This window comes from Prevotella sp. P6B4, assembly GCF_000619985.1.
GTDB lineage: Bacteria > Bacteroidota > Bacteroidia > Bacteroidales > Bacteroidaceae > Prevotella.
Genome location: NZ_JHVE01000002.1, coordinates 183,618 through 206,308, shown reverse-complemented (window position 1 = coordinate 206,308; position 22,691 = coordinate 183,618). Strand labels below are relative to the sequence as shown.

Below are 22,691 nucleotides of genomic sequence, written 5' to 3'. Positions count from 1 at the left end.
TCTTAGAAATTCAGTTCGCAGCCAATACCGAGTACGCGGTTGGTACGGGTAAACGAATCACTAACCAATGGCTCGGTAGAGGTAACACGATCGTAGTGACCGTAGTTGGTCTGGAAGTAGGCAGCCTTCAGGGTTACCTTGTCGCTGGCCTTGTAGTTGAAACCCAAACCAATGCTGTAGCTGTTTACCACGAACGACATGTCGTTCATATACTCATCGGTGAGTTGGTAGCGTGTGAGCTGTGTACCACCGCTGATGGTGAGCTTGTTGGTCAGATCCCACTCGGCACCTGCCAGATACTCGTTGGTACCGCCGCCCAGCAGATCCTGCGTGTTGTTATACCATTTTACATCTTTATCATAGAAGTGGTGATAACCTAAGTTCAGACGGAAATCTTTTGAGATGTTCCACATTGCACCCAGAGCTAACTGGGCAGGAGAGTCTTCGTCAATCTTTTCTGCGTCCTTGAATTTATTCACAGCGGGAATCTCGCTGGCTTTGTTAACGGTCGACTCGTTTTTCATGTGGATCTCGGTCTTGGCCTCGTATTTGGCGGCAAAGTTGAACTTGCCTACCCGCCAGTCGATACCAATCACAGGAGCCACACCTACACTCGACTGGTTACAAAGCAGGTTTACACCCTCAGAATACTTCTGCAACTGATTGAGCGACTTATTGGTGTTGTCGAGTGTCTGGCTGGTTGCCTCTAATTGTGTCTTTTTGGCTGTCAGCTCTGCAGGAACAGGAGCACCCGCTGCCTCATATTGGGCTATACCCGCATTCACAGTTGCAATGCCATTGTTTACAGTTGTGATACCGCCTTCAACCATAGCAGTAGCTGTCTGAAGGAAACTACCGAAGTCAACATACTGATTACCGGTCTTTACCATAATATTACTGATCTTGGCCTTGTAGGTAGCTGTGCCATAGAGCACACGCAGACCTCCATATACAGAGAGGTTGGGGGTAATCTTATAGGCTGCGCCCAGTTGGAAACCAAAATAGTATTGACGTCCTTGCATGTAGCCATCCATGTCGTAACCAGAAACTCCAGGAGCAGTCTGACCTAAGGCTGTGGCCAATTGGTCGAGTCCACTGAGTTGCTGTGCAATACCGCCTACTACGCTTTCGAACGAGCCGAGTCCGTCGGCAAACTCACATGCGCCGCCACCGGCAGGTACTGAGAAGTTGAATTGCAAACTCCAGTTGCCTTTGTTGTAAGCGGCTTGGATAGAAGGAATGAATGGCGCGTCAGCGATACCCTCGAAAGTTTTGGTACTCTTACCATCGTTCTTCTTTCCCAAAGCAAAGAGTGGGTTGTTACACTCGATAGTACGAGTCTGGTGGGCATACTGCCAGTTGATACCGAGATAGAATCCTTCGGGCAGAAACGCTACACCAGCAGGGTTGCTATACACACCATCAAGACCAATGGCTGCATCTCGTGCAGGATTGCGCAAGAAATCGATACTCTGGTTGGTGTTGGTTAAGATGCCACCTGCTGTGGCTGTTGTTGTGGCTACTGTCAGCATCAGACTGGCAAGCAAGACATTAATCTTTTTCATCTTTTTAAAAAATTTTTTCAAAATCGGCTGCAAAGGTATATGGATTGTTTTAAAATCTTATGTTCCCGCACACAATGTTAACGTAGTTTAACGAAAATTGCACACAAACCTGCACAAATGTGCAAAAGTGTGCATGTTTTTGCACACTTTTAGGTGTAATTGTGCAAGTTTGCCTACTTCTTCAGCTCGGGATAGCTTACGCGGGTATGATAGATGGTCTTCAGTTTCTCTATCAGTACGGTCTTGGCATAGGCAATATCACGGAATGTGATAGGACATTCTTTGAAGTATCCCTCAGCAACTTGGGCGTCAATCAGTCTGTTTACCAGGTCGCGGATTGATTTCTCGGTGTAGTCGGGCAGTGAGCGTGATGCTGCTTCTACAGTATCAGCCATCATCAGGATGGCCTGTTCTTTAGTAAACGGATTGGGACCAGGATAAGTGAACAGTAAGTCGTCGACCTCCTCGTCAGGATGTTCGTTCTTGTATTGTACGTAGAAATACTTCGTTTTGCCTTGTCCATGATGGGTGGTGATAAACTCCTTAATCATGTTGGGAAGGTTGTACTTGTCGGCCAGTTTTGTGCCCTCTGTCACGTGGCTGATAATCATCTGTGCACTATCGATGTAGCTCATCTTCTCATGCGGATTTACACCTGATTGGTTCTCGGTAAAGTAGATAGGATTGCTGATCTTACCGATGTCGTGATAAAGCGCACCCGTACGTACCAATTGGCTTTTTGCACCAATCTTGTTAGCTATCTCGGCGGCGAGGTTACCTACCTGTATAGAGTGTTGGAAGGTGCCTGGGGCTACTTCACTCATCTTCCGGAGCAGCTCCTTGTTCATATCCGACAATTCAATTAGGGTGATGTTTGAAGTAAAGCCGAAAGCCTTCTCAATGACATAAAGCAAGGGGTAGGAGCAGAATAACAGTACGCCGTTGATGATCAGGTAGTTGTACTCGCTATAACTGATCTTGGAGAGGTCGTTGATGTGTATCCAGTCGAGTGCCAGATTTGTGAGTATGCCTGCTGCGGTGACAGAGACTGCAGTCCAGAACAGTTGAGAACGACTGGATAACTCACGCAAAGAGAAAATGGCCACCAGTCCTGATACCATTTCTACTGCAACAAACTCCAGCGGATACTGTAAGAAGCAGGCGCATGTCATAATCATCGTTGTATGTGCCATGAATGCCGTTCTTGAATCCATGAACACACGAATAAAGATAGGTACCATTGCAAAGGGCACGATGTAGACGTGAAGCACACTATGCTTGACCATCATCGATGCGATAATGGTGAAAAGTACAATCTCTGTGTACAGCATAGTGGTGGATCTGACCTTTTCGAAATAGTCTTTTCTGAACAGTGTCAGGAATATCGTGAAGCAGGTGATGAAGATGGTTGTAAACAGAATTTGTCCCATGATATTGAGACGTGTCTTTTCCTGATCTACATTCTGCCGCTCCATCTCTTTTTGGAATGACAATAGTTTGTTGTAGGTTTTCTCATCTACGATATCACCGCGGTCAATGATCTTCTCGCCTCGCTGAACCAGTCCGCTGGCCAGAGGAATGCTGTTGAGAATGTCGTTCAGACTAGCCTCGCTTCGTTCTTTGTCGTAGAGCAGATTGGGAGTGATATAATCGTTGAGATTGCATTTCTGTAGGATGTCTCGGTGCTTAGCCAGAGTCTGATCCTGGAAAATCTGCTCATAGGCCGCTACCACCGAGTATACTCTGCTAATCTGTATGCTGGTGGCATGCTTGCCGTTGACAATACGTACAAACTTCGAGGTGTCTTTACTGATCTTGGCATATTCCGAATTGCTCATGATGCCCTGTTCGTAAAGTCGGCGTAAACGGTTGGAAATGATGCTGATGTAATCGTTGTGCAATCCGGGGATGCCGTTTGAGTAGTCTTTAGAGAATTGGCGTAGTTGTCTGACAACAGTTTCTGGGTTCATGATGTAATACGGTTCGTATTGTTTCATCATGCTGTCGCGTTCAAGCTTTACAGCCTCGTCACTTTTGTAGATGGGGAAGTCGAATGGGGCTTTCAGGTCCGTATATATCCAAGGTCGGCCTTTTTCAATCTTGAAATTATTCTGACTGCTATGTGGCATCATCCATACGATGATGACAACGGTTACGAAGATTAGACCCAAACGAATCAAAAAATCGCGCCAAGTAAGGTCGTTTTTGATGTTAAAACTACTCATTTCTACGTATTTTATGCAATTATGGTGCAAAAATACGAAAAAACTCTCAAAATTTTTGTAACTTTGCACACAAATTTTAATTGATTATGTCAGAAAGAAGAGTTAGAGTACGTTTTGCGCCCAGTCCAACGGGTGCTTTGCACATTGGTGGTGTGCGCACAGCATTGTATAACTACCTGTTTGCCAAGCAGCATGGTGGTGATCTGGTTTTCCGTATCGAGGATACCGATAGTAACCGTTTCGTACCTGGTGCTGAGGAGTATATCATCGAGTCGTTCAAGTGGCTCGGTATCAAGTTTGATGAGGGTGTTAGCTTTGGTGGCGACAAAGGTCCGTATCGCCAGAGCGAACGTCGTGATATTTACAAGAAATACGTTCAGAAGCTGCTGGATGCCGATAAGGCTTATATTGCCTTCGATACCCCAGAGGAATTGGAGGCTAAGCGTGCTGAGATTCAGAACTTCCAGTACGACTGTCATACCCGCGGACAGATGCGTAACTCGCTGACCATGCCTAAGGAAGAGGTTGAGAAACTGATTGCCGAGGGTAAGCAGTATGTGGTTCGCTTCAAGGTTGAGGCAGGTCAGGAGATCCTGGTTAATGACCTGATTCGTGGCGAGGTCCGTGTGAAGAGTGATATCTGTGATGACAAGGTACTTTATAAGAGTGCCGACGAGTTGCCTACTTATCACCTGGCTAACATCGTTGACGACCATCTGATGGAAATCTCGCATGTGATCCGTGGTGAGGAGTGGTTACCTTCAGCTCCATTGCACGTCATGTTGTATCGTGCTTTCGGTTGGGAGGATACCATGCCTCAGTTTGCTCACCTGCCATTGCTGCTGAAGCCCGATGGTAAGGGTAAGTTGTCGAAGCGTGATGGCGACCGTCTGGGATTCCCTGTATTCCCACTGCTGTGGAAGGATCCTAAGAGTGGTGAGACCTCTCGCGGTTATCGTGAGGATGGCTATTTCCCTGAGGCTGTTATCAACTTCCTGGCTCTGCTTGGATGGAATCCTGGGACCGAGCAGGAAATCTTCTCACTCGATGAGCTGGTTCCTCTGTTCGATATCTCTAAGTGTTCAAAGGCTGGTGCCAAGTTCGCCTTCGAGAAGGCTGTTTGGTTCAACCACGAGTATATCCTCAAGAAGAGCAATGAGGAGATTGCTGCGCTCTTCGAGCCTATCGTGAAGGAGCACTGTCCTAACGAGACTTCAGAGCGTATCCTCAAGGTAACTGAGATGATGAAAGATCGTGTGTCGTTTGTTCACGAGATGTGGCCACTCTGCTCGTTCTTCTTCGAGGCTCCTACAGCCTACGATGAGAAGACTGCCAAGAAGCGTTGGAAGGAAGACTCTGCTCAGGTGATGACCGAACTGATCGGCGTACTTGAGGGTATCGACGACTTCTCGCTCGAGAATCAGGAGCAGATTGTTCATGCCTGGGTTGAACAGAAGGAGTATAAGTTGGGTAATGTAATGAACGCATGGCGACTCACGCTCGTTGGCGAGGGTAAGGGTCCTGGCATGTTCGATATCTCTGCCTTCTTAGGTAAGGAAGAGACCATTGCCAGAATGAAACGTGCGATTGAAGTACTGGGCTAATGATTTATAACCTTGTAATATATCTGTATCTTCTTGGAGTGGCTATTTATAGCCGCTTCAATGCGAAGGTACGAAAAATGTGGCGTGGCGAGCGCGAGGCTTTCAAGATTCTACGCGAAAAGGTAGATCCGAATGCCAAGTACGTGTGGTTCCATGCTGCCTCGCTGGGTGAGTTTGAGCAGGGACGCCCCTTGATGGAGCAGTTGCGCAAGGATCATCCTGAGTACAAGATTCTGCTCACGTTCTTCTCGCCCTCAGGCTATGAGGTGCGCAAGAACTACGAGGGTGCTGATATTATCACCTATCTGCCACTCGACACCATCACCAATGCGCGTCGCTTTCTGCGTACCATTCGTCCTGTGATGGCTTTCTTCATCAAGTACGAGTTCTGGTATAACTACCTGCACATTCTGAAGCATCGTGGTGTGCCTGTGTATAGTGTGTCGAGTATCTTCCGTCCTGAGCAGGTGTTCTTTAAGTGGTACGGTCGTCAGTACGGGCGTGTGCTTAATTGCTTCACGCATTTCTTCGTACAGAACGAGATCAGTAAGGAGTTGCTGGCCAAGATTGGTATCACCAACACCTCGGTGGTAGGCGACACCCGTTTCGACCGCGTGTTGCAGATTAAAGAGGCTGCCAAGCAACTGCCTATTGTTGAGGCATTTGTAAAAGATGCGCCACAGGTGTTCGTGGCTGGTTCGTCGTGGCCTCCCGATGAGGAAATCTTCATTAAGTATTTTAATGACCACAAGAACTGGAAACTGATTATCGCCCCTCATGTGATAGGTGAGGAACATCTCAAGCAGATTGAGAAACTGCTCGAAGGTCGCAAGGTCATCCGCTATACCGAGGCAGAGAAAATGGCCAATGGTCAATTGTCAATGGTCAATGACTACGAAGTTCTTATTATTAACTGCTTCGGCTTGCTGTCGAGCATCTATCACTATGGCCATGTGGCTTATGTCGGTGGAGGCTTTGGTGTTGGTATTCACAATTTGTTGGAGGCGGCAGTATGGGATGTGCCCGTATTCTTCGGCCCCAACAACCAGAAGTTCCAGGAGGCGCAGGGATTGAAGACCAACGGTGGCTTTGAGATTAGCAGCTACGAGGAGTTTGCGGCCCAGATGGACCGTTTTGCTACCGATGCTGCTTACCTGCAGGAGCAGGGTCAGAAGGCTGGACATTTTGTAAAAGGCCAGTCGGGTGCTACGCAGAAGGTGCTTTCGGCTGTGGCGCTGTAGTTACTTTTTAGCAAAACATGAAAACTATGTGGATGATACTGTTCCTCTTGTTGCCTTTCTTGGCCATTGGTTATCTGGCATGGCACATCTGGGTGATGTTGCCTGTGCATGCATGGCTCAAAGGGCTTGTTATCGCTGTTGGCGTATTGAGTTTTGTGATGTTATTCCTGAATTTCCGTCGCGCCTTTGATAGCATGCCTTTGTCTGTGGCTCGTTGGGCTTACGAGATTGGTACATCCTCATTGTTTGTGTTGCTTTATCTGGTGATGATTTTTCTGGTGCTCGATCTGGGCCGATTGACCCGTCTGGTACCCAAGTCATGGCTTTATCAAAACGGTTATACCGCTATCGGCATCCTGGTGCTGATGGTGGGCGTGTTTGTGTATGGCAGTCTGAATTATAATAATAAGGTACGCGTAGCCCTCGATTTGAAGTCGGAGAAACCGCTCGCAAAAGCGTATAAGATTGTGATGGCGAGCGATCTGCATATCGGCTATCACAATCCTCGTAAGGAACTGGCTCGTTGGGTGGATATGATGAATGCTGAACAGCCTGATCTCATCCTGATAGCAGGCGATATCATCGATGGTAGTATGCGTCCGGTTATGGAGGAACGGATGGCTGAGGAGTTCCGTCGTCTCAAAGCACCGGTATATGCCTGCCTAGGCAATCATGAGTTTTATGCTGGTGTGCCCGAGGCCCGACAGTTCTATCAGGATGCGGGCATCCATTTGCTGATTGATGAGTCGGCAGTGATCGATAGCAGCCTCGTCATCATCGGGCGTGATGACCGTACCAATATGCGCCGTAAGCCGGTTAAAGATCTGGTGAAAGTTCAGCGCTCCCAGCTCAATGTCCAAAGTCCATACACCATTGTGCTCGATCATCAGCCTTACAATCTGGACCGGGCGGAGGAGGCCGGTGTCGACTTCCAGTTGAGTGGTCATACCCATCGTGGACAGGTGTGGCCTGTCTCGTGGATCACGGATCATGTCTACGAGTGCTCGTGGGGCAGTCATCAGCGTGGCGCAACCCGCTATTATGTCTCATCGGGCATCGGTATCTGGGGCGGCAAGTTCCGTATTGGTACCCAGAGTGAATATGTGGTTGCTACATTACAGCAGGAAAAATGACAGCCAGGGAGATCATAGCCTATATGGAGTCGCTTCATGATGAGGCGCAGCGCAAGGTCCTGATGGGATTCTTCAAGACCGCTCCTGGGGAGTATGGCTATGGTGATGAGTTCCTGGGCTTGAAGGTGCCGCAGACCAAAGAGGTGGTGAAGGCTGTTGCGAAGGAGGTCACGCTGGATGTGATACCGGAGCTGTTGATGTCTAAGTGGCATGAAGTGCGCCTCTGCGGGCTGTTGATCTTAGTGACAAAGTTCGAGCGATATGCCACCAGACGACTCGAGACTGATGCAGAGGCTGTTCGTTGTCGTGATGAGATACTCTCCCTGTATCTGCGTTATGCGGAGCAGGCAAACAACTGGGACCTGGTGGACCTGTCAGCGCCTAAGATCCTGGGACATTGGTTGATGTTGCCAACCTTTCTCGGTGGTCAGGAAATGGCTGCTCATCAAACATACAAACGTAAGGTCTTGGATGAGTTGGCTGCAAGCTCTTGCTTATGGGAACAGCGCATGAGTATCGTCTGTTCGTGGAAGACCTCTCAGTTAGGTGATCCGTCATGGTGCTTGCGCTATGCGGAGGTTCATCTGCATCATCCGCACGATCTGATGCATAAGGCAGTAGGCTGGATGCTGCGTGAGATGGGTAAACGGGTGTCGATGGATCTGCTTCGCGATTTCCTCCGACAGCACGTTCATGAGATGCCGCGTACCATGCTTCGCTATGCGATAGAGAAGATGTCTGATCAGGAGCGTAAGTACTGGATGACGCTTGAATAAACAATAAAACCTCGCAAATCTGCGGGGTTTTATTGTTTTATTTGTTGTTTTGTTCCTCTAGGTAGAACTTGGCATATTCAACGTAGTGCTTGGCGTTGTCTGTCTGCCCTGGACGGACGGGCTTGATATACTTGGCAGGTACGCCGCCCCAAATCTCGCCGGCAGGTATCTTGGTGTTCTGCAGCACCAGGGCGCCAGCAGCCACGATGGCACCTTCGCCTATCTCACAACCGTCTAACAGGGTTGAACCCATACCTATCAGTGCGTTGTCGTGAATGGTGCAGGCATGAACGGTTACGTTGTGCCCAATGGTGACGTAGTTGCCGATTAGCGTGGGACCCGTCTCGTGTGTGACGTGTACACAACTGCCATCCTGGATATTGGTGCAGTTGCCGATGGTGATAGGGGCCACATCGCCACGAACCACCGCATTGAACCATACAGAGCAGTTGTCACCCAGCGTGACATCACCCACGATGGTGGCGTTCTCGCTAAAATAGCAATCTCGCCCCCATTTGGGAGCGAGACCGCGATATGTTTTGATAAGAGCCATACCGATTACAGGTTAGCGTTCTCAGTCTTCCAATCCTCAACAGCGGGGATGATACCAAGGCTGATGATCTCGTCGCGCATCTTCTGCAGGTGCTCGTAAGAAGCCTGGAGTGAAGCCATCTCCTCAGCTGTGCCCTCAGGCTCAGTGAAGTGTACACCGTCCTTGTCGATAACGGTAGGCATAGCCATCATTACATTCTTGAAACCGAATGCGTTTACATAGCAACCAGCAGGCCACTTGAAAGGCTCACCACCCATAGCACCCTCGATCATCTTTACAGCCTGATAAGCAGGGCTCTGGAATGAAGAACGGCCACGAAGCTTGATGATGTTGCTACCACCCTGAGTGGTCATGTGCTTGATCTCAGCCCAACGCTCGTCAGAGAGAGGGAGCTCAGAGAGAGGCTTGCCATCGATGAGAGCCTTGCTGGCGAATACTGCCATCTGCTCACCGTGACCACCGTAGGTGTAAGCGTTTGTAACCTTATCCTGCTGTACACCGAACTCCTGAGCCAGCTGCTGCTGCAGACGGGTTGAGTCGAGAGCTGCCAGAGAGGTCAGCTGGTTAGGCTTCAAACCTGAGTGAATCAGAGCTGTAAGAGCTGTTACGTCAGCGGGGTTGAAGATAACTACCACGTGCTTAACGTCTGGGCAGTACTTCTTGATGTTCTCACCGAAGTCGGCTGCGATCTGGCAGTTGCCTTTTAGCAGGTCCTCACGGGTCATACCCTCCTTACGTGGAGCGCCACCTGAAGAGATGATGTACTTAGCACCTGTGAAAGCCTCCTTAGGATCTACAGTGTAAGAAATGTTTGCACCTGGGAAAGCGCAGTGGCACATCTCATCATATACACCATGAACACCTGGCTCATAAATATCATACAAACAAATGTTGGGAGTCAAGCCCAGCATCAACACACTCTGTACCATGTTAGAGCCAATCATACCACCGGCACCAACAATCACCAATTTCTCGTTAGTTAAAAAAGCCATAATTGTATTTTTATTATTGTTATTTTTAAAGTGCTGCAAAGTTACGAAAAAAGACTCATATATAGTGGATTTTTATTATTAATCTGTGTTAATCGTATGATTTTCTGCCAGTTATTTCGTACCTTTGTAATCTCGAAATTACAAAACACGATGATGATGACTGTAAATGAAAGAATTGAAGCTCTTCGCGAGGTGATGAAACGTGAACACCTTGCTGCGTTTATATTCCCCAGTACCGATCCGCATCAGGGCGAATATGTGCCCGATCATTGGAAGGGGCGCGAGTTTATCAGTGGCTTTAACGGCTCGGCTGGTACAGCTGTGGTCACGATGACTTCAGCAGCCTTGTGGACCGATTCGCGTTATTTCATAGCTGCCGAGGAACAGTTACATGGCACTGAGTTCCAGCTGATGAAACTCAAGATGCCAGGCACGCCCACCATTGCTGATTGGATAGGTAGGGAGTGTGGTGCTGGTGCTGAGGTGGCTCTGGATGGTATGGTCAACTCGGCTAATGCCGTCAAAGAGCTGATTGCTGATCTTCGTCAACAGGGAGGTATCACGCTGCGTACTAATCTCGATCCTTTGGCGAAGATCTGGACTGATCGTCCTGCTATCCCAGAGAATGCTGTGGAGATTTTTCCTATGCGGTATGCAGGTGAGAGCTGTCATGACAAGATTGCCCGTATCCGCATGGCCTTGCGCGAAAAACATGCCGATGGTATGCTGATGTCGGCGCTCGATGATATTGCCTGGACGCTGAACCTGCGTGGCACCGATGTGCATTGCAATCCCGTGTTCGTAAGTTACTTGCTTATTTCGTCAAAAGAAGTTACCCTATATATAAATAAGGTGAAGCTTACACCTCAGGTTGAGGCTTATCTGCAAGCCGAAGGGGTAGGGGTGGCGCCTTACGAGGATGTGGTCAAAGGCTTGAAGGCATATTTCGAGTATAACATACTGCTCGATCCTGATGAGGTGAACTATACGCTTTACAAACAGGTTACCCGCGAGATAGTTGAGGCAGAATCGCCTGTCAAGCGGATGAAGACCGTAAAGAATGCTACTGAAATAGCAGGATTTAAATCGGCAATGCTGAAAGATGGCATTGCGATGGTAAAGTTCTTGTGCTGGCTGAAACCTGCTGTTGAGGCTGGCGGACAAACGGAGATTTCGATTGACCAGAAACTCACCTCGCTCCGTGCTGAACAGCCTCTTTATCGCGACATCTCTTTCGATACCATCGCTGGCTATCAGGCACATGGAGCCATTGTACATTATGAGGCTACGCCTGAGACCGATATTCCCTTGAAGCCCGAAGGCTTCCTGCTGTTGGATAGCGGTGCGCAGTATCTGGATGGTACTACCGACATCACCCGTACCATTGCCCTCGGCCCTTTAACTGAGGAGCAGAAGCGTGTTTACACCTTGGTGCTCAAAGGCCATATTCAGATTGAACTCTGTAAATTCCCCAGCGGTGCCAGTGGTACCCAGTTGGATGTGCTGGCTCGCGAGGCCATGTGGCGCGAAGGCTTGAACTATCTTCACGGCACAGGCCACGGTGTGGGCACCTATTTGAATGTACACGAGGGTCCTCACCAATTCCGTATGGAGTGGAAGCCTGCCCCATTAGTAGCAGGTATGACCATCACCGACGAGCCTGGTATCTATCTCGAAGGTAAGTTCGGTGTTCGTGTGGAGAACACCCTGCTGATTACGCCCTACATGGAAACCCAGTTTGGAGAGTTCCTGCAGTTCGAGAGTCTCACCCTATGCCCCATCGACACCACGCCTATCGTGAGAGAGATGATGTTAGACGAAGAAATCGCTTGGCTCAACCAGTATCACCAGCGTGTTTACGATACCCTGTCGCCCCATCTGACAGCCGAAGAAGCCGCCTGGCTGAAATCCGCTTGTGCCGCGATATAGTAGATATCGCTTTGTCTGAAAATGGATACGATTCGCCTATACGCGAATGGTTGTTTGCGTATAGGCGCACAGTCGTTTGGGTATAGGCGAATAATCGTTTGCGTATAGGCAAACAATAGATGAGTAGGCTTATTGTACCTGTTTAACTTACTGTTTGTACTTGTTAACCTTACTGCTTGTACCTTAAAACCTTAGGTGTGGTAGTATCAAAACATATGTTTTTGACTATCAGGAGGGTACGAAAACGCAAGAAATTACGTTTTATTTGATAAAAAACGTATAAAAACTTGGTAGTTTTGTAAAAAAGCTGTAACTTTGCACCCGCTTTTCGAGGCACTGGGCCCGGAAGCATTAAGTTTAACATAAATAATTTAAAGTAAAACAAATGATTATTGTACCAGTAAAAGAAGGCGAGAACATTGAGAAGGCTCTCAAGAAGTTCAAGAGAAAGTTCGAGAAGACAGGTGTTGTAAAGGAGCTGCGTCGTCGTCAGCAGTTTGACAAACCATCTGTACTGAAGCGCCTTAAGATGGAGCACGCTGTATACGTTCAGCAGCTTCGTACAAACGAGGAATAAAAAAGTTCCCCGAAAATTTGGTAGTTTCGAGAAATTTCCGTAAATTCGTACCCAAATACTAAAGGTTGCGATTTTATGATGATTAACCGGTTTCTGGACTACCTGCGCTACGAGCGGAATGCATCTCCGCAAACAGTGCAGACATACGAGGAAAGCCTGAGGGCATTTGAATCGTATCTGACTTTTAGGGATAATGATCTCTCTCTAGATTCGGCTGATACCGATCTGATCCGTGACTGGATGGAGAGTCTGATGGATAAAGGAAACTCTGCCTCAACGATTAACAAGAACTTGAGCGCACTGCGTTCCTTTTACCGCTTTGCCCTAAAGAGAAATCTGGTTAAGAAGGATCCGGCACATGCTGTGACGGGGCCAAAGAAATCAAAACCACTGCCGCAATTCCTTCGCGAAGGAGAGATGGATCGTCTGCTCGACGGTATGGAGTGGGGTAGCTCTTTTAATAATGTACGTGCGCGTACCATATTAATTCTATTCTACGAAGCCGGTTTGAGACGTTCGGAACTTGTAGGTCTGGATGATAAAGACGTGGATTTCGATGCGGCGCAATTGAAAGTAACGGGAAAAAGAAACAAGCAGCGTATCGTGCCTTTCGGGGCTGAGCTGGCCTCAGAGCTGCAGCGTTATCAGGCTGCGCGCCAGGAGGTGTTCGGTGAAACTGATGGTGCTTTGTTTCTGAGTGACAAAGGAGAGCGGATCTCGGGCGAACAGGTTTACCAGATTGTGCGAAAGTATCTGTCGATGGTTACCTCGCTGAAGAAGCGTTCGCCACATGTGCTGAGGCACACCTTTGCCACTGCCATGCTGAACAATGGTGCTGGGTTGGAGACGATCAAGAGTCTGCTGGGTCATGCCAGTGTTAGTACGACTGAGATTTATACCCACACTACGTTTGAGCAACTGAAACGAATTTATAAAGAGGCTCATCCGAGAGCCTGAACCCTTTTTATTAACTCTTTAAAAAATAGGAGGTAACTATGGAGATTTTGATTAAGTCGATTCACTTCGACGCTACCGAGAAGTTAGAGGCGTTCATCGAGAAGAAGGTCGCCAAGTTAGAAAAATCGTTTGAGGATATACAGAAAGTTGAGGTGCAGCTTAAAGTAGTCAAGCCCGCCACTGCTCAAAATAAGGAAGCAAGTCTTGAGGTTTTCGTTCCCGGAAACACGCTCTTTGTAGAGAAGACCTGCGACACTTTTGAGGAAGGAATCGACCTTTGCGTGGATTCGATGCGTGCTCAATTGACGAAATTCAAGGAAAAATTGAGAAATAGATAAAAAAAACTCGAAAAAGTTTTGGTAATTCAAAAATAAGTCGTAACTTTGCAGCCGTTTTCCGACAGGTCGTAAATCTGAAACAGAGAACGGCTGCTTAGAAAAGCCTCTTTAGCTCAGTTGGCCAGAGCACGTGATTTGTAATCTCGGGGTCGTTGGTTCGAATCCGACAAGAGGCTCAAGGAGAATCGGAGGATAGGCGTAAGCCAATTTTCCTCGAGGCTCAAAAGACAATCGGAGAATTTGGGTGTTTTCCAGAGTGGCCAAATGGGGCAGACTGTAAATCTGCTGTCTTTCGACTTCGGTGGTTCGAATCCATCAGCACCCACTCAAGAGATGTTTGCGGAAATAGCTCAGTTGATAGAGCACTAGCCTTCCAAGCTGGGGGTCGCGGGTTTGAGCCCCGTTTTCCGCTCAAAGAACATGCTGTAATAGCTCAGTGGTAGAGCACTTCCTTGGTAAGGAAGAGGTCCTGAGTTCAACTCTCAGTTACAGCTCTCTTGGTCTAGAAGGAGGAAACTGAAAATTCAGAATTAATAAACATTTAATAGACAAGTAAAATGGCAAAAGAGAATTTTGTGCGCACCAAACCGCACGTAAACATCGGTACTATCGGTCACGTTGACCACGGTAAGACAACTCTGACAGCTGCTATCACAACTGTGCTGGCTAAGGCTGGTCTCTCTGAGGTTAAGTCATTCGATCAGATTGACAACGCTCCCGAGGAGAAGGAGCGTGGTATCACTATTAACACCGCTCACGTTGAGTACGAGACAAAGACTCGTCACTACGCTCACGTTGACTGCCCAGGACACGCTGACTATGTAAAGAACATGGTAACTGGTGCTGCTCAGATGGACGGTGCTATTCTCGTAGTAGCTGCAACTGATGGTCCTATGCCTCAGACTCGTGAGCACGTTCTGCTCGCTCGTCAGGTAAACGTTCCACGTCTGGTTGTATTCCTGAACAAGTGTGATATGGTTGAGGACGAGGAGATGCTGGAGCTCGTTGAGATGGAGGTTCAGGAGATTCTTGCTCAGTATGAGTTCGAGGATGATACTCCAATTATCCGTGGTTCTGCTCTTGGTGCACTGAATGGTGTTGCTAAGTGGGAGGAGAAGGTAATGGAGTTGATGGATACCTGTGACACATGGATCCAGGAGCCACCACGCGCTACTGACAAGCCATTCCTGATGCCTGTTGAGGACGTATTCTCAATCACAGGTCGTGGTACTGTAGCTACTGGTCGTATCGAGACTGGTGTTATCCACGTAGGTGATGAGGTTGAGCTGCTCGGTCTTGGTGAGGACAAGAAGTCAGTTGTTACTGGCGTTGAGATGTTCCGCAAGATTCTTGATGAGGGTCAGGCTGGTGATAACGTAGGTCTGCTGCTCCGCGGTATCGACAAGAACGAGATCAAGCGTGGTATGGTACTCTGCCACCCAGGTCAGATTAAGCCATTCAAGAAGTTCAAGGCTTCTATCTACGTTCTGAAGAAGGAAGAGGGTGGTCGTCACACTCCATTCGGAAACAAGTATCGTCCTCAGTTCTACCTCCGCACCATGGACTGCACAGGTGAGATTTCACTGCCCGCAGGTGTTGAGATGGTAATGCCTGGTGATAACGTAGAGATCACTGTAGAGCTGATCTACGCTGTAGCTCTGAACCCAGGTCTGCGTTTCGCTATCCGTGAGGGTGGTCGCACAGTAGGTTCTGGTCAGATCACAGAGGTTTACGAGGACTAATCCTCTGAACCTTCCAGATAACTGGAATTCTAGTCACACTAGATAAAACCAAGCCCCCGTTTTCGGGCGGGGGCTTACTTACGGGAATAGCTCAGTTGGTAGAGCATCGGTCTCCAAAACCGAGGGTCGTGGGTTCGAGTCCTCCTTCCCGTGCTAAATAAGAAATAATATGTTTAAGAAGTTTATCGATTATTGCAAAGCTTGTTACGACGAGCTCGCACATAAGACAACATGGCCTTCTCGCAAAGAGTTGACTCACAGTGCAGTAGTGGTGCTTTCAGCATCGCTTATTATTGCTTTGGTAGTATGGGCTATGGACTTTGTGTTCAAGTCGGTAATGAGTATGGTTTATCCCGGTTAATATAACGCAAGAGAAATGGCTCAGTCAGGAATGAAATGGTACGTACTTCGCGCTGTTAGCGGTAAAGAGGCTAAGGTAAAAGAATACCTTGAGGCTCTGATGAAGCGTGACTCTTTCCTCCAGTCAAACGTAGGTCAGGTGTTACTGCCTACCGAGAAATATGCTCAGTTGCGTAACGGTAAACGTGTGGTAAAGGAAAAATTGTTCTTGCCTGGTTATGTGTTGGTAGAGGCTAACCTTCAGGGTGAGATGGCACACACGCTGCGCTTTATGCCTAATGTGTTAGGCTTCCTGGGTGGTCTGGATAATCCTACCCCCGTAAAGCAGAGTGATATTAACAGAATCCTTGGTAATGCCGAGGAGACGGAGATTAAGAGTGAAGAGATTGCTGTTCCTTACGCTGTGGATGAGGCAGTGAAGGTAACAGATGGACCTTTCAGCGGATTCAGTGGAATTATCGAAGAGGTGAATGCCGAGAAGCACAAGCTGAAAGTGATGGTTAAGATTTTCGGCCGCAAGACTCCCTTGGAGCTTGGGTATAATCAAGTGGAAAAGGAATAGGGTGGAATGTTACGGTTCGCCCGTTCTTATATACTGTTGATGGAGGCTTCCACTCCTGAGGCTTATATAACAAAATTCAATTAATAACAAACAGAAATGGCTAAAGAAGTTGCTGGATTAATCAAATTACAGATTAAAGGTGGCGCTGCGAATCCCTCACCTCCAGTAGGACCTGCACTGGGTTCTAAGGGAATCAATATTATGGGATTCTGCAAAGAGTTCAACGCCAGAACCCAGGATAAGGCAGGAAAGATTATTCCTGTTGTTATCACCTACTACACTGACAAGTCATTCTCTTTCGAGCTGAAGACTCCTCCCGCAGCTGTACAGCTGAAGGAAGCTGCTAAGCTGAAGAGCGGTTCTGCCGAGCCCAACCGTAAGAAGGTTGCCAAGGTAACTTGGGATCAGGTTCGCGCTATTGCCGAAGACAAGATGAAGGACTTGAACTGCTTTACCATCGAGTCGGCTATGAAGCTGATTGCAGGTACAGCGCGTAGTATGGGTATCACTGTAGAAGGGGAGTTCCCTGGTAAATAATTAATAACTTCAATTAAGACAATGAGTAAACTGACAAAAAATCAAAAGTTGGTCGCTGAGAAGGTTGAAGCAGGGAAAGCATACTCTTTGAAGGAAGCCGCCGCTCTGGTGAAGGAAATTACCACCACCAAGTTCGACGCTTCAGTAGATATCGATGTACGCTTGGGTGTTGATCCACGTAAGGCTAACCAGATGGTTCGTGGCGTTGTTTCGCTACCTAACGGAACTGGTAAGGTGACACGTGTGCTCGCTCTCTGTACTCCTGATCAGGAGGCTGCTGCTAAGGAAGCAGGTGCCGACTATGTTGGTCTCGATGAATATATCGAAAAGATCAAGGGCGGTTGGACAGATGTTGATGTTATCATCACAATGCCTTCTTGTATGGGTAAGCTCGGTCCTCTCGGCCGTGTGCTCGGTCCTCGTGGCCTGATGCCAAACCCCAAGAGTGGTACTGTTACTATGGATGTTGCTAAGGCAGTTAAGGAAGTTAAGCAGGGTAAGATTGACTTTAAGGTTGATAAGGCCGGTATCGTGCACACATCAATCGGTAAGATCAACTTCAACGCTGATCAGATCTTTGAGAATGCTAAGGAGTTCATCTCTACCATTATCAAGCTGAAGCCTGCCGCTGCTAAGGGTACATACATTAAGAGTATCTTCCTCTCAAGTACAATGAGCATGGGTATCAAGGTAGATCCTAAATCAGTTGAATAACTCGTTAAAAGATTAGACAAATGAAAAAGGAAGTAAAAGATACTATCATTGCAGAACTTGGTGAGAAGCTGAAGGCATATCCTCATTTCTATCTTGTTGACCTCGCCGGTCTCGATGCCGCTAAGACAAGCGAGCTCCGTGAGAAGTGCTTCAAGAGTGAGATTAAGTTGCTGATGGTGAAGAACACTCTTCTCCAGAAGGCATTCGAGGCTTCAGAAATCGATTTCTCTCCACTTTATGAGTGCTTGAAGGGTAACACAGCTGTTATGTTCGCACAGACAGCTAACGTTCCTGCTAAGCTGATCAAGGAGTACAAGAAGGAAGGTATCCCCGCCCTGAAGGGTGCATATGCTGAGGAGAGCTTCTTCGTAGGTGCTGACAAGCTTGATGAGCTCGTAGCAATCAAGAGCAAGAACGAACTGATCGCCGAGGTTGTAGCTCTGCTGCAGTCTCCTATCAAGAATGTTGTTTCTGGCTTGAACGCCGGTGGCAAGGTTCACGGTCTGCTTGACGCTATCGCTGAGCGTAACAAATAAGCGAAATAAGTAACATTAACATTAAAAACAATTAAAATTTTAAATAAAATGGCAGATATTAAAGCTATTGCAGAAGAGTTGGTAAATCTTACTGTAAAAGAAGTTAATGAGTTGGCAACTGTCCTGAAGGACGAGTATGGAATTGAGCCCGCCGCTGCAGCTGTTGCTGTTGCTGCTGGTCCTGCTGCAGCTGGTGCTGCTGATGCAGCTGAGGAGAAGACTTCATTCGACGTAGTTCTGAAGTCAGCCGGTGCTGCTAAACTGCAGGTTGTAAAGGCCGTTAAGGAGGCTTGTGGTCTTGGTCTGAAAGAGGCTAAGGATCTCGTAGACGGTGCTCCTGCTACCGTTAAGGAGGGTCTGAGCAAGGAAGAGGCTGAGAACCTGAAGAAGACCATCGAGGCCGCTGGTGCCGAGGTTGAGCTGAAGTAATCAGTTACAAACAAATAGCAATCGGTTAGGGACTCCCCAGTAGGGGGTTCCTAGCCTTTTTATTTAAATTATAATTTATGGCTTCAAAAATAATAGATAACAGAGTAAACTTTGGCAGCGTCAAAAATCCGATGCCATTCCCGGATTTCCTTGATGTGCAATTAAAGTCGTTCAAAGACTTCCTGCAGTTGGATACTCCGCCTGAGGAACGCAAGAATGACGGCTTGTATAAGGTGTTCGCTGAGAACTTCCCTATCACCGACACACGTAATAATTTCGTTCTTGAGTTCTTGGATTACTATATCGACCCGCCCCGTTACAGCATCGATGAGTGCTTGGAGCGCGGTCTGACATATAGCGTGCCCCTGAAGGCTAAGCTGAAACTGTATTGTACTGATCCGGATCATGAGGATTTCGGTACGGTGATTCAGGACGTGTTCCTGGGTCCCATCCCTTACATGACCGCTAATGGTACTTTCGTTATCAATGGAGCCGAGCGCGTAGTCGTTTCACAGTTGCACCGTTCACCTGGTGTGTTCTTCGGACAGAGCGTACATGCTAACGGTACCCTGCTGTATTCGGCACGTGTTATCCCATTCAAGGGTTCATGGATCGAGTTTGCTACCGACATCAATAATGTGATGTATGCATATATCGACCGTAAGAAGAAGTTGCCCGTAACAACACTGCTGCGTGCTATCGGTTTTGAGGCCGATAAGGACATCCTGCAGATCTTCAACCTGGCCGAGGAGGTTAAGGTTAACAAGAAGAGCCTGAAGGCTGTGATTGGCTGCAAGCTGGCTGCCCGCGTACTGAAGAGCTGGAACGAGGACTTCGTTGATGAGGATACTGGCGAGGTAGTATCAATCGAGCGTAACCAGATGATCATGGAGCGTGAGACTGAGATTACCGAGGAGAACATGATGGAGATTCTTGAGAGTGGCGCACAGACAATTCTGGTGCACAAGGATGCCTCTGTTGCTTCTGACTACAGCATCATCTTCAACACACTGGCCAAAGACCCATCAAACTCTGAGAAGGAGGCTGTGCTCTACATCTATCGTCAGTTGCGTAATGCTGACCCTGCCGATGATGCAAGTGCACGTGAGGTTATCCAGAACCTGTTCTTCTCTGACAAGCGTTACGATCTGGGTGATGTTGGTCGTTATCGTATCAACAAGAAGCTTGGTCTGAACACCGACATGGATGTTCGCGTACTGACCAAGGAGGATATTATTGAGATTATCAAGTATCTGATTCAGCTGGTTAACTCGAAGGCTACCGTCGATGATATCGACCACCTGTCAAACCGTCGCGTACGTACCGTTGGTGAGCAGCTGGCTAATCAGTTCTCTATAGGTCTGGCTCGTATGAGCCGTACCATCCGTGAGCGCATGAACGTTCGTGATAACGAGGTGTTTACACCAACCGATCTGATTAACGCCAAGACTATCTCGAGCGTTATCAACTCGTTCTTCGGTACTAACCCTCTGTCGCAGTTCATGGACCAGACCAACCCTCTGGCCGAGGTTACTCACAAGCGTCGTCTCTCTGCCCTGGGTCCTGGTGGTCTGTCTCGTGAGCGTGCCGGATTCGAGGTTCGTGACGTACACTATACACACTATGGTCGTCTGTGTCCTATTGAGAGCCCTGAGGGACCAAACATCGGTCTGATTTCGTCTCTGTGTGTATATGCTAAGATTAATGAGCTCGGATTCATCCAGACTCCTTACCGTAAGGTAGAGAATGGTGTGGCCGATCTGAGCGACAATGGTATTGTTTACCTGACAGCCGAAGAGGAGGCTGAGCACATCATCGGTCAGGGTAATGCACCTCTGAATGATGATGGTACATTTATCCGCTCGGTAGTTAAGTGTCGTCAGGATGCTGACTTCCCTGTTGTTCCACCTTCACAGGTTGACCTGATGGATGTATCGCCACAGCAGATTGCCTCTATCGCCGCTTCGCTGATTCCTTTCTTGGAGCACGACGATGCTCACCGTGCACTGATGGGATCAAACATGATGCGCCAGGCTGTACCTCTGCTTCACAACGAGGCTCCTATCGTAGGAACTGGTATTGAGAAGCAGGTTTGTGAAGATTCACGTACGATGGTTACCGCTGAGGGTGACGGTGTGATTGAGTATGTTGACGCAACCACTATCCGTATCCTCTACGATCGCACCGACGATGAGGAGTTCGTAAGCTTCGAGCCCGCTCTGAAGGAGTATCGCATTGCTAAGTTCCGTCGTACCAACCAGAATATGACCATCGACCTGCGTCCTATCTGTGAGAAGGGACAGCGTGTAAAGGCCGGTGATATCCTGACTGAGGGTTATGCTACTGAGGATGGTGAGTTGGCTCTGGGCCGCAACCTGCTGGTAGCCTATATGCCTTGGAAGGGTTACAACTATGAGGATGCTATCGTACTTAACGAGCGTATTGTTCGTGAGGACGTGCTTACCTCTGTACACGTGGATGAGTACTCACTCGATGTACGCGAGACCAAGCGTGGTGTTGAGGAGTTCACAGCTGATATTCCTAATGTCAGCGAGGAGGCAACCAAGGATCTGGACGACAACGGTGTAATCCGTGTTGGTGCCCGTGTTGAGCCAGGCGATATCCTGATTGGTAAGATTTCACCTAAGGGAGAGAGCGATCCTTCACCTGAGGAGAAGCTGCTCCGTGCTATCTTCGGTGACAAGGCCGGCGATGTGAAGGATTCTTCACTCAAGGCAAATCCATCACTGAGTGGTGTGATTATCGATAAGAAGATGTTCCAGCGCGCCATCAAGGACCGTAAGTCTAAGCAGCAGGATAAGATCGTGCTCGCTAAGATTGACGAGGAGTATGAGGCAAAGGTTGAGGACCTGAAGGATATCCTGATCGACAAGCTCCTCGAGCTGACTAAGGGTAAGACTTCACAGGGTGTGAAGGACTATACCGGTGCAGAGATCATCACCAAGGGTAGCAAGTTCACTGCTACTGCTCTGCGTAATCTGGAGTATGGTGATATCCAGATCAGCAACTGGACCAGCGATGAGCATAAGAATGGCTTGATTGCCAAGCTGATCATCAACTTCATGAAGAAGTACAAGGTGCTCGATGCTGAGATGAAGCGTAAGAAGTTTGCCATCACCATCGGTGACGAGCTGCCTAACGGCGTTCTCCAGATGGCTAAGGTATATGTTGCTAAGAAGCGTAAGATCGGCGTAGGTGATAAGCTTGCCGGACGTCACGGTAACAAGGGTATCGTTTCTAAGGTTGTTCGTCAGGAGGATATGCCATTCCTCGAGGATGGTCGTCCTGTAGACTTGGTACTGAACCCTCTGGGTGTGCCTTCTCGAATGAACCTCGGTCAGATCTTCGAGGCTATTCTGGGTGCTGCCGGTAAGCGTCTGGGTGTTAAGTTTGCTACACCTATCTTCGATGGTGCTAAGCTTGACGACCTGGCAGAGTGGACTGACAAGGCAGGTCTGCCACGTCTCTGCTCTACCCACCTTTATGACGGTGAGACCGGTGAGCGTTTCGACCAGCCTGCTACAGTAGGTATCACCTACTTCCTGAAGCTCGGTCACATGGTTGAGGATAAGATGCACGCCCGTTCAATCGGTCCGTACAGCTTGATTACCCAGCAGCCTCTTGGTGGTAAAGCCCAGTTCGGTGGACAGCGTTTCGGAGAGATGGAGGTTTGGGCCCTTGAGGCCTTCGGTGCTAGCCATGTGCTCCAGGAAATCCTGACTATCAAGTCTGATGATACCGTAGGACGTTCTAAGGCCTACGAAGCAATTGTGAAGGGTGAGCCGATGCCAACACCTGGTATCCCTGAATCTCTGAATGTGCTCTTGCACGAGTTGCGTGGTCTTGGTTTGAGTATCACACTTGATTAAAGGTAAATAAGTACAAACGAAAAAAGTAAAA

At 48.2% G+C, this 22,691-nt stretch carries 20 protein-coding genes and 5 tRNA genes; 21 read left to right on the top strand and 4 right to left on the bottom strand.

Going from position 1 to position 22,691, the window contains the following annotated elements; translation table 11 throughout:
* Nucleotides 1–2: 2 nt before the first annotated feature.
* Nucleotides 3–1,565 (bottom strand): OmpP1/FadL family transporter, encoded by a 1,563-nt coding sequence (locus tag T491_RS0102110; RefSeq protein ID WP_028902402.1) that lies wholly within the window; start codon nt 1,563–1,565, stop codon nt 3–5.
* Nucleotides 1,566–1,738: 173 nt separating this feature from the next.
* Nucleotides 1,739–3,790, bottom strand: a complete 2,052-nt coding sequence (locus T491_RS0102105; protein WP_028902401.1) for an HD family phosphohydrolase — start codon at nt 3,788–3,790, stop codon at nt 1,739–1,741.
* Nucleotides 3,791–3,876: 86 nt separating this feature from the next.
* Here T491_RS0102105 and gltX point away from each other — a divergent pair, with 86 nt between their 5' ends.
* Genes gltX through T491_RS0102085 form a run of 4 tightly spaced genes read left to right on the top strand, consistent with a single transcriptional unit; the run spans nt 3,877 to nt 8,544 of the window.
* On the top strand, nt 3,877–5,394 hold the full coding sequence (gltX, locus tag T491_RS0102100; RefSeq protein ID WP_028902400.1) for a glutamate--tRNA ligase: 1,518 nt from the start codon (nt 3,877–3,879) through the stop codon (nt 5,392–5,394).
* Nucleotides 5,395–5,396: 2 nt separating this feature from the next.
* Nucleotides 5,397–6,635: a 3-deoxy-D-manno-octulosonic acid transferase gene (locus T491_RS0102095; protein ID WP_028902399.1), complete on the top strand. Its 1,239-nt coding sequence runs from the start codon at nt 5,397–5,399 to the stop codon at nt 6,633–6,635.
* A 17-nt stretch (nt 6,636–6,652) separates the two neighbouring features.
* Nucleotides 6,653–7,768 carry a metallophosphoesterase gene (locus tag T491_RS0102090; RefSeq protein ID WP_028902398.1) on the top strand — a complete coding sequence of 372 codons (1,116 nt, stop codon included), beginning with the start codon at nt 6,653–6,655 and terminating at the stop codon, nt 7,766–7,768.
* The gene (locus T491_RS0102085) at nt 7,765–8,544 is read left to right on the top strand and encodes a DNA alkylation repair protein (RefSeq protein WP_028902397.1); all 780 of its coding nucleotides are present in this window, start codon (nt 7,765–7,767) and stop codon (nt 8,542–8,544) included. The genes T491_RS0102090 and T491_RS0102085 overlap by 4 nt, the downstream gene beginning before the upstream one ends.
* A 37-nt stretch (nt 8,545–8,581) precedes the next feature.
* Here T491_RS0102085 and T491_RS0102080 read toward each other — a convergent pair whose 3' ends face one another.
* Nucleotides 8,582–9,097 carry a gamma carbonic anhydrase family protein gene (locus T491_RS0102080; RefSeq protein WP_028902396.1) on the bottom strand — a complete coding sequence of 172 codons (516 nt, stop codon included), beginning with the start codon at nt 9,095–9,097 and terminating at the stop codon, nt 8,582–8,584.
* Nucleotides 9,098–9,102: 5 nt separating this feature from the next.
* Nucleotides 9,103–10,089, bottom strand: coding sequence for a malate dehydrogenase (locus T491_RS0102075; protein ID WP_028902395.1), 987 nt, complete (start codon nt 10,087–10,089; stop codon nt 9,103–9,105).
* 153 nt (nt 10,090–10,242) lie between these two features.
* On the opposite strand from T491_RS0102075, the gene T491_RS0102070 reads away from it, so the two are divergent.
* From T491_RS0102070 to rpoB, 17 genes are all read left to right on the top strand, one after another.
* On the top strand, nt 10,243–12,018 hold the full coding sequence (locus tag T491_RS0102070) for an aminopeptidase P family protein (RefSeq protein ID WP_028902394.1): 1,776 nt from the start codon (nt 10,243–10,245) through the stop codon (nt 12,016–12,018).
* Nucleotides 12,019–12,403: 385 nt separating this feature from the next.
* Nucleotides 12,404–12,595, top strand: a complete 192-nt coding sequence (gene rpsU, locus T491_RS0102065) for a 30S ribosomal protein S21 (protein ID WP_028902393.1) — start codon at nt 12,404–12,406, stop codon at nt 12,593–12,595.
* A 75-nt stretch (nt 12,596–12,670) separates the two neighbouring features.
* Nucleotides 12,671–13,552 carry a site-specific tyrosine recombinase/integron integrase gene (gene xerA / locus T491_RS0102060; RefSeq protein ID WP_028902392.1) on the top strand — a complete coding sequence of 294 codons (882 nt, stop codon included), beginning with the start codon at nt 12,671–12,673 and terminating at the stop codon, nt 13,550–13,552.
* 38 nt (nt 13,553–13,590) lie between these two features.
* Entirely contained in the window at nt 13,591–13,890 is a 300-nt protein-coding gene (gene hpf / locus T491_RS0102055) for a ribosome hibernation-promoting factor, HPF/YfiA family (protein ID WP_028902391.1), read from the top strand.
* Nucleotides 13,891–13,992: 102 nt separating this feature from the next.
* Nucleotides 13,993–14,066, top strand: a tRNA-Thr gene (locus tag T491_RS0102050).
* 66 nt (nt 14,067–14,132) lie between these two features.
* Nucleotides 14,133–14,215 (top strand) — tRNA-Tyr (locus T491_RS0102045).
* A gap of 14 nt (nt 14,216–14,229) precedes the next feature.
* A tRNA-Gly gene (locus T491_RS0102040) sits at nt 14,230–14,302 on the top strand.
* A 10-nt stretch (nt 14,303–14,312) separates the two neighbouring features.
* Nucleotides 14,313–14,384: transfer RNA gene (locus T491_RS0102035), tRNA-Thr, on the top strand.
* 63 nt (nt 14,385–14,447) lie between these two features.
* A complete protein-coding gene (gene tuf / locus T491_RS0102030) occupies nt 14,448–15,632 on the top strand; it encodes an elongation factor Tu (RefSeq protein WP_028902390.1) in 1,185 nt (394 codons plus the stop codon).
* Between the two features lie 80 nt (nt 15,633–15,712).
* Nucleotides 15,713–15,785: transfer RNA gene (locus T491_RS0102025), tRNA-Trp, on the top strand.
* A 16-nt stretch (nt 15,786–15,801) separates the two neighbouring features.
* Complete coding sequence (gene secE / locus T491_RS0102020; RefSeq protein WP_013063860.1) at nt 15,802–15,993, top strand: preprotein translocase subunit SecE; 192 nt, start codon at nt 15,802–15,804, stop codon at nt 15,991–15,993.
* 15 nt (nt 15,994–16,008) lie between these two features.
* A complete protein-coding gene (gene nusG / locus T491_RS0102015; protein ID WP_028902389.1) occupies nt 16,009–16,554 on the top strand; it encodes a transcription termination/antitermination protein NusG in 546 nt (181 codons plus the stop codon).
* Nucleotides 16,555–16,650: 96 nt separating this feature from the next.
* A complete protein-coding gene (rplK, locus tag T491_RS0102010; RefSeq protein WP_028902388.1) occupies nt 16,651–17,091 on the top strand; it encodes a 50S ribosomal protein L11 in 441 nt (146 codons plus the stop codon).
* Between the two features lie 21 nt (nt 17,092–17,112).
* On the top strand, nt 17,113–17,805 hold the full coding sequence (rplA, locus tag T491_RS0102005; RefSeq protein WP_028902387.1) for a 50S ribosomal protein L1: 693 nt from the start codon (nt 17,113–17,115) through the stop codon (nt 17,803–17,805).
* 20 nt (nt 17,806–17,825) lie between these two features.
* Entirely contained in the window at nt 17,826–18,341 is a 516-nt protein-coding gene (gene rplJ / locus T491_RS0102000) for a 50S ribosomal protein L10 (protein WP_028902386.1), read from the top strand.
* Nucleotides 18,342–18,389: 48 nt separating this feature from the next.
* On the top strand, nt 18,390–18,770 hold the full coding sequence (rplL, locus tag T491_RS0101995) for a 50S ribosomal protein L7/L12 (protein ID WP_013063286.1): 381 nt from the start codon (nt 18,390–18,392) through the stop codon (nt 18,768–18,770).
* Between the two features lie 77 nt (nt 18,771–18,847).
* Nucleotides 18,848–22,660: a DNA-directed RNA polymerase subunit beta gene (gene rpoB / locus T491_RS0101990; protein WP_028902385.1), complete on the top strand. Its 3,813-nt coding sequence runs from the start codon at nt 18,848–18,850 to the stop codon at nt 22,658–22,660.
* The last annotated feature ends 31 nt before the right edge of the window (nt 22,661–22,691 follow it).